This is a genomic window from Pseudomonas rustica, from assembly GCF_049959085.1.
GTDB classification, from domain to species: Bacteria; Pseudomonadota; Gammaproteobacteria; order Pseudomonadales; family Pseudomonadaceae; genus Aquipseudomonas; species Aquipseudomonas rustica.
The window spans coordinates 4,875,152-4,889,569 of record NZ_CP188200.1; the positions used below are offsets into that span (position 1 = coordinate 4,875,152).

General features: G+C 60.3%; 12 protein-coding genes. All 12 read left to right on the forward strand.

The window, feature by feature from the left end; genetic code table 11:
- The first annotated feature begins 168 nt into the window (after positions 1–168).
- The 12 genes from ACP3TY_RS22250 (at position 169) to ACP3TY_RS22305 (ending at position 14,418) form a co-directional block, all read left to right on the forward strand.
- The gene (locus ACP3TY_RS22250; protein ID WP_426620514.1) at positions 169–1,212 is read left to right on the forward strand and encodes a methyl-accepting chemotaxis protein; all 1,044 of its coding nucleotides are present in this window, start codon (positions 169–171) and stop codon (positions 1,210–1,212) included.
- A gap of 247 nt (positions 1,213–1,459) precedes the next feature.
- The gene (aroQ, locus tag ACP3TY_RS22255; RefSeq protein ID WP_008078187.1) at positions 1,460–1,912 is read left to right on the forward strand and encodes a type II 3-dehydroquinate dehydratase; all 453 of its coding nucleotides are present in this window, start codon (positions 1,460–1,462) and stop codon (positions 1,910–1,912) included.
- Between the two features lie 48 nt (positions 1,913–1,960).
- Positions 1,961–2,419, forward strand: a complete 459-nt coding sequence (gene accB, locus ACP3TY_RS22260) for an acetyl-CoA carboxylase biotin carboxyl carrier protein (RefSeq protein WP_008078186.1) — start codon at positions 1,961–1,963, stop codon at positions 2,417–2,419.
- A gap of 17 nt (positions 2,420–2,436) precedes the next feature.
- A complete protein-coding gene (gene accC, locus ACP3TY_RS22265) occupies positions 2,437–3,795 on the forward strand; it encodes an acetyl-CoA carboxylase biotin carboxylase subunit (protein ID WP_102899385.1) in 1,359 nt (452 codons plus the stop codon).
- 237 nt (positions 3,796–4,032) lie between these two features.
- A complete protein-coding gene (gene prmA, locus ACP3TY_RS22270) occupies positions 4,033–4,911 on the forward strand; it encodes a 50S ribosomal protein L11 methyltransferase (RefSeq protein WP_053116905.1) in 879 nt (292 codons plus the stop codon).
- Positions 4,912–4,941: 30 nt separating this feature from the next.
- Positions 4,942–6,228, forward strand: a complete 1,287-nt coding sequence (locus tag ACP3TY_RS22275) for a DUF3426 domain-containing protein (RefSeq protein WP_426618500.1) — start codon at positions 4,942–4,944, stop codon at positions 6,226–6,228.
- Positions 6,229–6,413: 185 nt separating this feature from the next.
- Positions 6,414–7,424 (forward strand): tRNA dihydrouridine synthase DusB, encoded by a 1,011-nt coding sequence (dusB, locus tag ACP3TY_RS22280; protein WP_053116903.1) that lies wholly within the window; start codon positions 6,414–6,416, stop codon positions 7,422–7,424.
- Entirely contained in the window at positions 7,421–7,741 is a 321-nt protein-coding gene (gene fis / locus ACP3TY_RS22285; RefSeq protein ID WP_003221275.1) for a DNA-binding transcriptional regulator Fis, read from the forward strand. The genes dusB and fis overlap by 4 nt, the downstream gene beginning before the upstream one ends.
- An 83-nt stretch (positions 7,742–7,824) precedes the next feature.
- The gene (gene purH / locus ACP3TY_RS22290) at positions 7,825–9,432 is read left to right on the forward strand and encodes a bifunctional phosphoribosylaminoimidazolecarboxamide formyltransferase/IMP cyclohydrolase (protein WP_053116902.1); all 1,608 of its coding nucleotides are present in this window, start codon (positions 7,825–7,827) and stop codon (positions 9,430–9,432) included.
- 169 nt (positions 9,433–9,601) lie between these two features.
- Positions 9,602–10,897: a phosphoribosylamine--glycine ligase gene (gene purD / locus ACP3TY_RS22295; RefSeq protein WP_426618501.1), complete on the forward strand. Its 1,296-nt coding sequence runs from the start codon at positions 9,602–9,604 to the stop codon at positions 10,895–10,897.
- A 99-nt stretch (positions 10,898–10,996) separates the two neighbouring features.
- On the forward strand, positions 10,997–13,774 hold the full coding sequence (locus ACP3TY_RS22300; RefSeq protein ID WP_426618502.1) for a response regulator: 2,778 nt from the start codon (positions 10,997–10,999) through the stop codon (positions 13,772–13,774).
- A gap of 47 nt (positions 13,775–13,821) precedes the next feature.
- Positions 13,822–14,418, forward strand: coding sequence for a MarC family protein (locus ACP3TY_RS22305; RefSeq protein WP_400647980.1), 597 nt, complete (start codon positions 13,822–13,824; stop codon positions 14,416–14,418).

Sequence of the window (14,418 nt, forward strand, 5' to 3'; positions counted from 1 at the left end):
CCGGCAGAGCTGGCGCGCACCCGCGAGCAGATCCAGAAACGCAGCGATCTCAGCGCCGCCACCCACCAGAAAATCGCCGCCGTGCAGCAGGCCATCGCCGGACTCGAGCCGGTGGTGCGTGCGCAGCACGGACAAATTCAAGGCGAAGTCCGCCTGATGCAGGGGGTAATGATCGGCCTGATTCTGCTGATCGCACTGTTGATCGATACCTTACAGCGGCGGCTCTCGCGCACCCTGACCAACCTCGCTCCAGCGCTGTCGACCTGGGCTGAAGGCGATTTCAGCCGCGACATTCATCTGGGCAAAACCAACCGCGAACTGCGAGACATCGAGGCTTCGCTCAATCGCTTGCGCGCCTATCTGGTGGATCTGGTCGGGACGATTCGCGGCAATGCGGAGCAAGTCGCGGGCAGCAGCCGCACCCTCGCCGAGCTGAGCAACGATTTGCACAGCGGCGCCGAGCATCAGGCCGGCGACACCGCGCTGATCCGCGATTCCCTCGGCGAACTGGAGGCGACGATTCAACAAGTGGCCGGTGACGCGCGACAGGCCGCCGATGCCAGCCGTCATGCCGGACTGGCCGTCGAACATGGCCAAACCGTGATTGGCCAGAGCCTGACCGGGCTGCACGCCTTGGTCGGTGAAGTGCAAGGCAATGCGCAGATGATCGAACATCTGGCTGAGGAGTCGGCGACCATTGGCGGCGTGTTGACGGTGATTCGCTCGATTGCCGATCAGACCAATTTGCTCGCGCTGAACGCGGCGATTGAAGCGGCGCGGGCCGGGGAAATGGGTCGTGGTTTTGCCGTGGTCGCCGAGGAAGTGCGTTCGCTGGCGCAGCGGACAGCCGGGGCCACGGCGGAGATTCAGACGTTGATTGCCGGCCTGCAAACGGCGGCGCGGCAATCGGTCGAAGGCATGCGCGCGCAGGTCGAACACGCCGAAGCCACGGCCAGTCAGGCACAAGCAGCGGACGGAGCGCTGGATAAAATTGTTGGCGCGATCCAGACCATTTCCGACACGGCCATCCGCATTGCCGACGTGACGGCGCAGCAAAGTGGCGCGGTCAGTGAGATTCGCGATCACAGTGAGCGAATTCATCAGTTGGGTGGGGATAACTTGCTGCGGATCGGTCGTGGGCGCGAACAGGGCGAAAATCTGCTGGTTCTCGGCGGCCAGCTGCATACCGCCGTTCAAGCCTTCCGCGTCTGACAAAAATCCCTGTAGGAGCTGCCGAAGGCTGCGATCTTTTGATCTTGCACCTGAAAATCAAAAGATCGCAGCCTTCGGCAGCTCCTACAAGGATTGCCACAAATGACCGGATCCAGACCCTCGGTCACATATTTTGCGCAAACATCGCCCATCGTGCTGGCTATTGCATAGAACTGGACAGTCACAAAGTCTTTGCGGCATAGTCGCCGGGTTCTGAACATTGCTCACCCATAACAAGGACACGCAGATGGCAACCCTACTGGTGCTGCACGGCCCCAACCTGAACCTGCTCGGCACCCGCGAACCCGGTACTTACGGTTCAACGACCCTGGCGCAGATCAATCAGGATCTGGAGCGCCGCGCCCGTGAAGCCGGCCACCATCTGCTGTATCTGCAAAGCAATGCCGAGTACGAATTGATCGACCGGATCCACGCCGCGCGCGGCGAAGGTGTGGATTTCATCCTGATCAATCCAGCAGCTTTTACACACACAAGTGTCGCATTACGTGACGCGCTGCTGGGAGTGAGCATCCCATTCATCGAAGTGCATTTGTCCAACGTGCACAAACGCGAACCTTTCCGCCATCACTCTTACTTCTCCGACGTAGCGGTGGGAGTGATCTGCGGCCTTGGCGCCAGCGGTTACCGACTGGCCCTGGAGGCTGCACTAGAACAGCTTGAAACACCGGCAACGACTTGAAATACAAGCGTTAAGCGCCCCTGACCGACCCTTGGGAGTTGATGATTCATGGATATCCGTAAAGTTAAGAAATTGATCGAATTGCTGGAAGAGTCCGGCATCGACGAGCTCGAGATCAAGGAAGGCGAAGAGTCCGTACGCATCAGCCGTCACAGCAAAACCCCGGCTCAGCAGTATTACGCGCCGGCTCCGATGCAAGCACCGGCTGCCGCACCTGTTGCTGCTCCGGTAGCGGCTGCAGCCCCGGTTGCCGCTGCTGCGCCAGCGCTGAACGGCACTGTTGCCCGTTCGCCGATGGTCGGCACGTTCTACCGTAAATCTTCGCCAGCTTCGCCAGCCTTCGTTGAAGTCGGCCAGACCGTGAAGAAAGGCGACACTCTGTGCATCGTCGAAGCCATGAAGATGATGAACCACATCGAAGCTGAAACCAGCGGTGTGATCGAGTCCATCCTCGTCGAAGACGGCCAGCCGGTTGAGTACGACCAACCGCTGTTCACCATCGTTTGAACTGCGGAGAGCCTTTGATGACTGCGAAGTTGGAAAAAGTTCTGATCGCGAACCGCGGTGAGATCGCCCTGCGGATTCTGCGTGCCTGCAAAGAGATGGGCATCAAGACCGTCGCCGTTTACTCCAAGGCCGACAAAGAGCTGATGCACCTGGGTCTGGCAGACGAATCCGTCTGCATCGGCCCGGCGTCTGCCGCTCAGTCCTACCTGCACATCCCGGCCATCATCGCTGCCGCTGAAGTGACTGGCGCTACCGCCATTCACCCAGGCTACGGTTTCCTCGCGGAAAACGCCGATTTTGCCGAGCAAGTCGAGAACTCCGGCTTCGCTTTCATCGGCCCGAAAGCCGACACCATTCGCCTGATGGGCGACAAGGTTTCGGCCAAGCACGCGATGATCGAAGCAGGTGTGCCAACCGTTCCAGGTTCCGACGGCCCATTGCCGGAAGACGAAGAAACGGCGCTGCGCATTGGTCGTGAAGTCGGCTACCCGGTGATCATCAAAGCCGCTGGCGGCGGTGGTGGTCGCGGCATGCGCGTGGTGCATAAAGAAGAAGACCTGATCGCCTTCGCCAAACTGACCCGCACCGAAGCTGGCGCGGCGTTCGGCAACCCGATGGTGTATCTGGAAAAATTCCTGACCAACCCGCGCCACGTCGAAGTTCAGGTGCTGTCCGACGGCCAGGGTCATGCGATCCACCTGGGCGACCGCGATTGCTCGCTGCAACGTCGTCACCAGAAAGTTCTCGAAGAAGCGCCGGCACCGGGCATCGACGAGAAGGCTCGCGAAGAAGTACTGGCTCGCTGCGTCAAGGCGTGCATCGACATCGGCTACCGCGGCGCGGGTACTTTCGAGTTCCTGTACGAGAACGGTCGTTTCTACTTCATCGAAATGAACACCCGTGTTCAGGTGGAGCACCCGGTTTCGGAAATGGTCACCGGCATCGACATCGTCAAGGAGATGCTCAGCATCGCCGCTGGCAACAAGCTGTCGTTCACTCAGGATGATGTGGTAATCCGCGGTCACTCGCTGGAATGCCGGATCAACGCTGAAGACCCGAAAACCTTTATGCCGAGCCCGGGTACGGTCAAGCATTTCCACGCTCCAGGCGGCAACGGCGTTCGCGTCGATTCGCACCTGTACAGTGGCTATGCCGTTCCACCGAACTACGACTCGCTGATCGGCAAGCTGATCACTTACGGCGCGACCCGCGACGAAGCCATGGCGCGCATGCGCAATGCCCTGGACGAAATCGTGGTTGACGGGATCAAGACCAACATCCCGCTGCACCGTGATCTGGTTCGTGACGAAGGCTTCTGCAAGGGCGGTGTGAACATTCACTACCTCGAGCACAAGCTGGCTGGCGAGAAGCACTAAGCTTCAGCCCGCACCAGACAAAGCCGCCCTCGGGCGGCTTTGTTGTTTCTGCAGCAAAGTCAAAAGATCGCAGCCTTCGGCAGCTCCTACATTGGAATGCAAACTCCTGTAGGAGCTGCCGAAGGCTGCGATCTTTTGATCTTCAAGCATGTTCGTGTTCTGCCGCGCGCTCGCGTAAACTTGCGCGCTTCTCGCCGGCCGCTAGGCTGCAATCAATATTTTTCAAAGGTGCCCGCCATGCCTTGGCTGCAAGTACGTCTCGCCATCAGCCCGGAACAAGCCGAAACCTACGAAGACGCTTTCCTTGAAGTGGGCGCCGTGTCGGTGACCTTCATGGACGCTGAAGATCAGCCGATCTTCGAACCGGAACTCAATACCACCCCGCTGTGGGCGCACACTCATCTGCTGGCGCTGTTTGAGGGCGGCACCGAACCGGCACCGGTTCTGGCCCATCTCGAACTGCTGACCGGCAGCCCGCTGCCCGAGCATCACAGCGAAGTCATCGAAGATCAGGATTGGGAACGCAGCTGGATGGACGGTTTTGAGCCGATGCGTTTCGGTCAGCGTCTGTGGATTGTGCCGAGCTGGCACGCCGCGCCGGAGCCTGACGCGGTCAACCTGCTGCTCGATCCGGGCCTGGCTTTCGGCACCGGCACCCACCCGACCACCGCGCTGTGCCTGGAATGGCTCGACGGTCAGGATCTGAAAGACTGCAACGTGCTCGATTTCGGTTGCGGTTCGGGGATTCTGGCCATTGCCGCCCTGTTGCTCGGCGCGAAAGAAGCGGTCGGCACCGACATCGATGTGCAGGCGCTGGAAGCATCGCGCGACAACGCCGGGCGCAACAACATCGCTGATGAACTGTTCCCGCTGTACCTGCCGGAAGATCTGCCGCAGGTGCAAGCCGATGTGCTGGTCGCCAATATTCTCGCCGGCCCGCTGGTTTCGCTGGCGCCGCAACTGTCCAGCCTGGTGAAATCCGGTGGCCGTCTGGCGTTGTCGGGCATTCTTGCCGAGCAAGGTGATGAAGTCGCCGCCGCTTACGCGCAGGATTTCGACCTCGACCCGATCGCCAATCGCGATGGCTGGGTGCGCATCACCGGCCGTCGGCGCTAATATGACCGCCTGCACAATCCGGATCGCCGCATGACCGACAGCTTCGTCACCCAGTGCCCGCATTGCCAAACCAGTTTCCGTGTCAGCCATGCTCAATTGAGCGTGGCCCGCGGGGTGGTTCGCTGCGGCTCTTGTCTGCAAGTGTTCAACGCGGCCAAACAGCTGCTGGAGCAACACGCCGGCAAGGACGCGGTGACGCCGGTCGCGCCATCGATTGTCGAGCCTGCGCCGATTGTCGAGGCCGCGCCCGTTATCGAGCCGCCGCCCATCATCGAGCCGCCCGCACCGCGCGCCATCAGCCAAAAACAGTGGAGCGCGTCCGAGCTTGACCTCGACAGCCTCGATCTGGACGAAGAACTCGCCCGCCTCGAACAACGGGAAATCCAGCCGACCACCGAATTCGGTCGTCAACGCGAAGATTCCCTGAGTGCTCGCCGCGACAGCCCTGAGCCGGATGAAACGGTCTGGCGCGACACTCTTTTCAGCGAACGCGCCGATGAGCACGCCGCCGAACACGAAGAGCACGAAGAACACGAGCCAGAAACCGTCGACATCGAGCCGGTGAAATCCGCGCGCACCGAGCCTTCGTTGTCGCTGGAACCGGTGGATCTCGACGACGAGCCGGCCATCCCGCAATTGCGCCTGCACGACCCGATCGATCCGAACGCCCGTCGCGAACGTTTGTCCGCCAGCGACGACAGCGAAGACGACGACCTGCCAACGATCACCCCATTGCGCAAAAAGCGTGACCGCGCAGACCCCGGCGTGCGCGCCGAAGTCCTGCAGGATCTGACCGACGACCCGCTGCAACTCGACTGGCAGAAGCGCCGCTCGCCGTGGGGCCGGCGCATGCTTTGGCTGTTGTTGGTGCTGCTGGCGGCGGGTGGTCTCGGCGCGCAGTACGTTGCTTACCATTTCGACGAACTGGCGCGGCAGGATCAATACCGGCCATGGTTCCAGGAGATCTGCCCGCAGATCGGCTGCACTGTGCCGTCGAAAGTCGACATTGCCCGCATTAAAAGCAGCAATCTGGTGGTGCGCAGCCATCCGGAGTTCAGCGGTGCCTTGGTGGTCGACGCGATCATCTATAACCGCGCGACATTCTCGCAGCCGTTTCCGCTGCTGGAACTGCGTTTCGCCGACCTCAACGGTCACTTGATTGCCAGTCGTCGGTTCAAACCCGGCGAATACCTGAGCGGCGATCTCGAAGGATTGGCGGAAATGCCACCACAGACGCCGATCCACATTGCGCTGGATATTCTCGATCCAGGCCCGAAAGCGGTGAATTACAGCCTGAGTTTTCACTCGCCCGAGTGAATCGCTTCACCGTTTCTCGATTGACGGCAGTTTTCTGACTGAGCGGCGGGCAACCAAACCGCTGGCAATAACAGAATAACTGTTCAGATTTTGTTCAATTCAGCCTTTATCCAGTCATCGAGAGCGGGTATCATGCCAACCCTTTTTCGAACTCTCATGATCCGGCCCCACTTCAGGGAAGTCCTATGTCGGCGGTACGCATCGGCCCATACATATTGCAGAACGGCTTGATTCTCGCCCCGATGGCGGGTGTCACCGATCAGCCCTTTCGTCAGCTGTGCAAGCGTTTGGGCGCAGGGCTTGTAGTCTCGGAAATGGTCACCAGCGACATGAGCTTGTGGAACACCCGCAAGTCGCGCATGCGCATGATCCACGAAGGCGATCCCGAGCCACGCTCGGTACAGATTGCCGGTGGCGACGCGCAGATGCTGGCGGATGCAGCCCGGGCCAACGTTGAGCTGGGCGCACAGATTATTGATATCAACATGGGTTGCCCGGCAAAGAAGGTCTGCAACAAGGCCGCCGGTTCCGCGTTGTTGAAAGATGAAGCACTGGTGACCGAGATCCTGCAGGCCGTTGTGGCTGCGGTTGATGTGCCGGTCACCCTGAAGATCCGCACCGGTTGGGATCGCGACAACAAGAACGGTCTGACCGTGGCGAAGATCGCCGAGCAGGCCGGGATCACCGCGCTGGCAGTGCATGGCCGCACTCGCGCCGATCTGTACAAAGGTGAAGCCGAATACGACACGATTGCCGCGATCAAGCAGGCCGTGTCGATTCCGGTGTTTGCCAATGGCGACATTGATTCGCCGGAGAAGGCCCGTTACGTGCTCGACGCGACCGGAGCCGATGGCCTGTTGGTAGGCCGCGCCGCCCAAGGGCGGCCATGGATTTTTCGCGAGATCGATCATTACCTGCGCACGGGCGAGAAATTGCCGGCGCCGCAGTTGATCGAAGTGGAACACATACTGCTAGAGCATCTGGCCGCACTTCACGCTTTCTATGGGGATGTGATGGGCGTGCGCATTGCGCGCAAGCATGTGGGCTGGTATCTCGCAACCTTGCCGGGCGCCAAGGAGTTTCGCGCCCACTTCAATCGTTTGGATGGTACGGAAACACAATGCGCCAATGTTCGGGAGTTCTTCGCCGAGCATTACAAGAGCCTGACAGGGGACGAAGAAGGGGTGGCCGCATGACGATGATGACCGAGACTTTAGTGAGTGGAACAGCACCCGTGAGCGACAACGTGAATTTGAAACAGCACCTCAATACCCCGAGCGAAGAAGGTCAGACCCTTCGCGGGAGTGTCGAGAAGGCGCTGCACAATTATTTCGCCCACCTTGAGGGCGCGTCCGTCACGGATGTGTACAACCTGGTGCTCTCCGAAGTCGAGGCGCCCCTGCTCGAAAGCGTGATGAATTACGTCAAGGGCAACCAGACCAAGGCCAGCGAGCTGCTCGGTCTCAACCGAGGCACGCTGCGCAAGAAACTCAAGCAGTACGATCTGCTGTAAGCATTCAATCAAACCAGAAAGGCGCCCGCGTAAAAAACGGTCGCCTTTTTTGCTGACTTCCTTTGCTTTTGATGGAAATTGAGATGACCGACCAGACTACCCGCCTGCCGATCCGCCGCGCCTTGATCAGCGTTTCCGACAAGACCGGGATCCTCGAATTCGCCAAGGAGCTTGAAGCTCTGGGCGTCGAGATCCTCTCCACCGGCGGAACGTTCAAGCTGCTGCGCGACAACGGTGTTGCCGCAGTGGAAGTCGCGGATTACACCGGTTTCGCCGAGATGATGGACGGTCGGGTGAAAACCCTGCACCCGAAAATCCACGGCGGCATCCTCGGTCGTCGCGGTATCGATGACGCGATCATGAACGAGCACGGCATCAAGCCGATCGATCTGGTTGCCGTTAACCTCTACCCGTTCGAAGCCACCATCAACAAGCCAGGTTGCGACCTGCCGACCGCGATCGAAAACATCGATATCGGCGGCCCGACCATGGTGCGTTCGGCAGCGAAAAACCACAAAGACGTCGCGATCGTGGTGAATGCCAGCGATTACGCCAGCGTGCTGGAAGGCCTCAAAGCCGGTGGCCTGACCTACGCTCAGCGCTTCGATCTGATGCTCAAAGCCTTCGAACACACCGCTGCCTACGACGGCATGATCGCCAACTACATGGGCACCGTGAATCAGGCCGCTGAAACCCTGAGCACCGAAGGCCGCAGCGAATTCCCGCGCACCTTCAACAGCCAGTTCATCAAGGCCCAGGAAATGCGCTACGGCGAGAACCCGCACCAGAGCGCGGCGTTCTACGTTGAAGCCAAACCCGCCGAAGTCGGCATCGCCACCGCGACCCAACTGCAAGGCAAAGAACTCTCGTACAACAACGTGGCCGACACCGACGCCGCGCTGGAATGCGTGAAGAGCTTCGTCAAACCCGCCTGCGTCATCGTCAAGCACGCCAACCCGTGCGGCGTGGCCGTCAGCCCGGACGCTGAAGGCGGCATCCGTCAGGCCTACGAACTGGCATACGCCACCGACACCGAGTCGGCGTTCGGCGGCATCATCGCCTTCAACCGTGAACTGGATGCCGAGACCGCCAAGGCGATCGTCGAGCGTCAGTTCGTTGAAGTGATCATCGCCCCAAGCGTCAGCGAAGAAGCCCGCGCCATTGTTGCGGCGAAAGCCAACGTGCGCCTGCTGGCCTGCGGCGAGTGGTCGGCTGACCGCGCTGCAGCGTGGGACTACAAGCGCGTCAACGGCGGCCTGCTGGTACAGAGCCGCGACATCGGCATGATCAGCGCCGATGACCTGAAAGTCGTGACCAAACGTGCGCCGACCGAGCAGGAAATCCACGACCTGATCTTCGCCTGGAAAGTTGCCAAATACGTTAAATCCAACGCCATCGTCTACGCCAAGAACCGTCAGACCATCGGTGTCGGCGCGGGCCAGATGAGCCGCGTAAACTCGGCGCGTATCGCTGCGATCAAGGCTGAGCACGCTGGTCTGCAAGTCGCCGGTTCGGTGATGGCCTCGGACGCGTTCTTCCCGTTCCGCGACGGTCTGGATAACGCAGCCAAGGTCGGTATCACTGCGGTGATCCAGCCGGGCGGCTCGATGCGTGACGCTGAAGTGATTGCCGCCGCTGACGAAGCCGGCATCGCTATGGTCTTCACCGGCATGCGCCACTTCCGTCACTGATTTTTCGCTCCCTCTGCATGCTGGAGTCATGTAGGAGCTGCCGCAGGCTGCGATCTTTTGATCTTGTCTTTTAAAAGAGCAACATCAAAAGATCGCAGCCTGCGGCAGCTCCTACAGGGTTTGAATGCTGAGGTCTGGTAGCGCCCCACAGTTTTTTGAGGTTTTTGAAATGAATGTTTTGATCATTGGCAGCGGTGGCCGTGAACACGCTCTGGCCTGGAAAGTGGCTCAGGATCCGCGCGTGCAGAAGGTTTTTGTTGCACCGGGCAACGCTGGCACCGCCATTGAAGCCAAGTGCGAAAACGTCGCCATCGACGTGCTGGCCCTTGAGCAACTGGCCGACTTCGCCGAGAAAAACGTTTCCCTGACCATCGTCGGCCCGGAAGTGCCGCTGGTGGCTGGCGTCGTTGACCTTTTCCGCTCGCGTGGTCTGGATTGCTTCGGCCCGACTGCCGGCGCTGCACAGCTGGAAGGCTCGAAAGCCTTCACCAAGGATTTCCTCGCCCGTCACAAGATCCCGACGGCCGACTACCAGAATTTCACCGAGATCGAGCCGGCCCTGGCTTATCTGCGTGAAAAAGGCGCACCGATCGTGATCAAGGCCGATGGCCTGGCCGCCGGTAAAGGCGTGATCGTCGCCATGACCCTGGCCGAAGCCGAAGACGCCGTGCGCGACATGCTCGCTGGCAACGCTTTCGGTGACGCCGGTTCGCGCGTGGTGATCGAAGAGTTCCTCGACGGCGAAGAAGCGTCGTTCATCGTCATGGTCGACGGCAAAAACGTGCTGCCGATGGCCACCAGCCAGGATCACAAACGTGTGGGCGACGGCGACAGCGGCCCGAACACGGGCGGCATGGGTGCTTACTCCCCTGCCCCGGTGGTCACTGCCGACGTGCACAAGCGCGTGATGGATCTGGTGATCTGGCCGACCGTGCGAGGCATGGCTGAGGAAGGCAACGTCTACACCGGTTTCCTTTATGCCGGTCTGATGATCGACAAGGCCGGTAACCCGAAAGTCATCGAGTTCAACTGCCGCTTCGGCGACCCGGAAACCCAACCGGTGATGCTGCGCCTGCAATCGAGCCTGGTGCTGTTGGTCGAAGCCGCGCTGGCGCAAGCGCTGGACAAGGTTGAAGCACAGTGGGATCCACGCCCGAGCGTCGGCATCGTGCTGGCCGCTGGCGGCTACCCGGGCGACTACGCCAAGGGCGCGGCGATCAACGGTCTCGACGCAGCGGCGAAGCTGGAAGGCAAAGTCTTCCACGCCGGTACTGCGCTGAAGGATGGCCAGGTTGTCACCGCCGGTGGTCGCGTACTCTGCGCCACTGCAATGGGCGCAAGCGTCGGTGAAGCGCAGCAGCAAGCGTACAAGCTGGCAGCAGCCATCGACTGGGAAGGCAGCTTCTACCGCAAGGACATTGGCTACCGCGCCATTGCCCGTGAACGTGGCGAAACCCAGGAATAAGCTGTTCATCAAGTCCGGCGAGGGATACCGTTCCTCGCCGGGCTGTTCCGCCGCGGCGCATCGTTATATTCTGGCATCAACCTACGAAGGGATTTCGCCGTGCGCTGGCTCAGGATTGCCATAAGCTTCACCGTCACGATGCTGACCTTGCTCTGCATGCTTCCGGCCCAGGCCGCACAAGGCAGTGGCTGGTCGGTATTGCTCGACGATCAGGGCAATCTGCAACTGAGCGACATCCGCTCCGCTCGCTATACCAATCAATTCAGCCCCATCGACCTTGAGCGCCTCACCGCGTCCGAGCCCGATGGTGCACTGTGGCTGCGCTTCAGACTGGCGCCGGGCAAGCACGAACAAGTGCTGCGCATCTTCGCCCCTGACCTGTCACAGCTCAGTCTTTACGTGCTCGACGGCGACCAGTTGATCGAGCAACGCAACACCGGCACCGAGCAACCGCAGGCCGAACGACCGTTGCCCAGCAGCGACTTCATGCTCGCCCTGCCGCAAAGCGACAAACCCCTCGACGTTTATTTACGGATGGTCTCCGACCATCAATTGCGTCCGCACATCACCCTGCAATCGGCCGTGATGAGCGCGGCCAATCAAAACCATTCGCTGATTTTCGGTTTGCTGTTCGGCTGCCTCGCCATGCTCCTGCTGCATAACGTGGTGCGTTACAGCTATTCGCGTTCACGCAGCAGCTTGTGGCTGGCGGTTTGCGAAGGTCTGCTGGGCCTGAGCCTGTTGCTGCTGCTCAATCTGCTCGGGCCCTGGCTGCCGAACTGGCACGCGATCCAGACACCGGGCGCTTATCTGGCGCTGCTGCTGACCGCACCCGCCGGTTTGATGTTTGCTTATCGCTTCTTCGGCCCCCTCGGCCCGCACCCGCTGAACAAGCTGCTGATGGCCGACATCCTGTTCATTGTCATCTGCAGCCTGCTGCTGTTGTTCGTCAATACACTGCCGCTGAACATCATCACCTACGCATTGGTGGCACTCGCCGGTCTGAGCATGTTGTTCGTCGGCGTCTATCACTGGCAAAAAGGTTATCGCCCGGCGCGCCTGTTCGTGGCGGCCATGGTGGTGTTCAACATCGGCACGCTGATTATTCTGCCGGCGCTGCTGGGACTGACACTGGTGTCGCCGCAAGGCTTGATCATGACGCTGATGGCGTTCATCTGCGTCAGCGGTCTGTTGATGAGCATCGCCCTCGGCGAACGTCAGCGCAGCATCACCGAGAGCCGTTTCAGCGTCAGCCGCGACCTCGCCGCGAGCAACGCCGAGATCAACGCCAAAGCCGAATTCCTCGCCAAGATCAGCCACGAAATCCGCACGCCGATGAACGGCGTGCTGGGCATGACCGAACTGCTGCTGGGCACGCCGCTGTCGGTCAAGCAACGCGACTACGTGCAAACCATCCACAGCGCCGGCAACGAGCTGCTGACATTGATCAACGAGATCCTCGACATCTCCAAACTCGAGTCAGGGCAGATTGAACTCGATGACGTGCAGTTCGACCTCAATGCGTTGATCGACGATTGCCTGAGCATCTACCGCGCTAAAGCCGAACAGCAGAACGTCGAACTGATCAGTTTCATCCAGCCGCAAGTCCCGCGCGTCATCAGCGGCGATCCGACCCGCTTGCGCCAGACCTTGCTCAGCCTGCTGGAAAACGCCCTGAAGAAAACCGAAGAAGGCGAAGTGCTGATCGTCGTCGCCCTCGACGAGCGCAGCACCAAACCGCGTCTGCGCATCGCCGTGCAGGACAGCGGCGCGCCGATGGAGCAGGAAGAACGCGATGCGCTGATGCACGCCGAACTGCACAGCAAGCATTTCCTCTCGGCGAATCGTCTGGGCGGCAATCTCGGGCTGGTCATCGCGCGGCAACTGATTCGTTTGATGCAGGGTGAATTCGGCATCAAGAGCGGCGCTACGCAGGGCAGCACGTTGTGGCTGACTTTGCCGCTGGATCCGGATCGTCTCGAACACCCGACCTCCGATCTCGACAGCCCACTGCAAGGCGCGCGCGTATTGGTGGTCGACGACAACGACACCTGCCGCAAAGTGCTGGTGCAGCAATGCAGCGCCTGGGGCTTGAATGTCAGCGCCGTGCCGTCGGGCAAGGAAGCGCTGGCCCTGCTGCGCACCAAAGCGCACCTGCGCGATTATTTCGATGTGGTGTTGCTCGATCAGAACATGCCCGGCATGACCGGCATGCAGCTCGCGGCGAAGATCAAGGAAGACCCGAGCCTCAATCACGACATTCTGCTGATCATGCTCACCGGCATCAGCAACGCGCCGAGCAAGATCATTGCGCGCAACTCGGGAATCAAACGCATTCTGGCCAAACCGGTGGCCGGCTACACCCTCAAGACCACGCTGGCGGACGAACTCAACCAGCGCAACAAAGGTCAGGTGGTGTTCCAGCCGCAAGTGGTCACCGCGGCCACGGCGGCGAAAGTGCCGAGCGATTTCCGCATCCTCGTCGCCGAAGACAACACGATTTCGACCAAAGTGATTCGCGGCATGCTCGGTAAACTCAACCTGCAACCGGACACCGCCAGCAACGGCGAAGAAGCCCTGCAGGCGATGAAAGCGCAGCGGTACGATCTGGTGCTGATGGACTGCGAAATGCCGATTCTCGATGGCTTCTCGGCGACGCAACAATTGCGCGCCTGGGAAGTCAGCAATCAGCGCATCCGCACGCCAATCGTCGCGCTGACCGCGCACATTCTTGCCGAACACAAAGAGCGCGCGCGTCAGGCCGGCATGGACGGGCACATGTCCAAACCGGTGGAATTGTCGCAGTTGCGCGAGTTGATCGAGCATTGGGTGGCTGAGCGTGATCAGCAGAATCGCGCGACAACCCAACCGTCGTAACGCCTGTTAGACTCCCCCACGACTACCCTCGCCAGTGAGCCAGCACCATGCTCCACGTGTTGTTCAGCGTTTACCTGAAGATGCTGGTGCTTTACAGCCCGTTCTTCGTGTTGTCGTGCTTCATTACCCTGACCCGTGGCTACTCGCGCAAGGAACAACGGCGCCTGGCCTGGAAAGTCGCCGCCGCCACGCTGATTTCCAGCGTCTTGCTGTACCTGTTTGGGCGAGTGATTTTCGATGTCTTCGGCATTACCGTGGATGCGTTCCGCATCGGCGCCGGCAGCGTGCTGTTTATCTCGGCACTGGGCATGGCGCAGGGCAAATCTGCGGTGCAGGCAGACAATGTCCAGCAGGACGTGACCATCGTGCCGCTGACCATCCCGATCACCGTCGGCCCCGGCACCATCGGTGCCCTGCTGGTCATGGGCGTGAGCCAGCCGCACTGGGACGACAAACTCACGGCGATTCTCAGCATCATTCTGGCCAGCTTCACGGTTGGCGTGGTGCTTTATCTGTCGAACCGCATCGAGCGAATTCTGGGTGATCAGGGTTTGCAGATTGTCAGCCGCTTGATGGGGCTATTTGTTTGCGCACTGGCGGCGCAAATCATCTTCACCGGGGTGAAAGGCTATCTGGTGCCCTGA

What these genes read in the sequence shown, in the direction of transcription:
- ACP3TY_RS22250 (WP_426620514.1), top strand. Translation starts at nt 169, where the DNA reads ATGATCGGCCTGATTCTGCTGATCGCACTGTTGATCGATACCTTACAG.
- aroQ (WP_008078187.1), top strand. Translation starts at nt 1,460, where the DNA reads ATGGCAACCCTACTGGTGCTGCACGGCCCCAACCTGAACCTGCTCGGC.
- accB (WP_008078186.1), top strand. Translation starts at nt 1,961, where the DNA reads ATGGATATCCGTAAAGTTAAGAAATTGATCGAATTGCTGGAAGAGTCC.
- accC (WP_102899385.1), top strand. Translation starts at nt 2,437, where the DNA reads ATGACTGCGAAGTTGGAAAAAGTTCTGATCGCGAACCGCGGTGAGATC.
- prmA (WP_053116905.1), top strand. Translation starts at nt 4,033, where the DNA reads ATGCCTTGGCTGCAAGTACGTCTCGCCATCAGCCCGGAACAAGCCGAA.
- ACP3TY_RS22275 (WP_426618500.1), top strand. Translation starts at nt 4,942, where the DNA reads ATGACCGACAGCTTCGTCACCCAGTGCCCGCATTGCCAAACCAGTTTC.
- dusB (WP_053116903.1), top strand. Translation starts at nt 6,414, where the DNA reads ATGTCGGCGGTACGCATCGGCCCATACATATTGCAGAACGGCTTGATT.
- fis (WP_003221275.1), top strand. Translation starts at nt 7,421, where the DNA reads ATGACGATGATGACCGAGACTTTAGTGAGTGGAACAGCACCCGTGAGC.
- purH (WP_053116902.1), top strand. Translation starts at nt 7,825, where the DNA reads ATGACCGACCAGACTACCCGCCTGCCGATCCGCCGCGCCTTGATCAGC.
- purD (WP_426618501.1), top strand. Translation starts at nt 9,602, where the DNA reads ATGAATGTTTTGATCATTGGCAGCGGTGGCCGTGAACACGCTCTGGCC.
- ACP3TY_RS22305 (WP_400647980.1), top strand. Translation starts at nt 13,822, where the DNA reads ATGCTCCACGTGTTGTTCAGCGTTTACCTGAAGATGCTGGTGCTTTAC.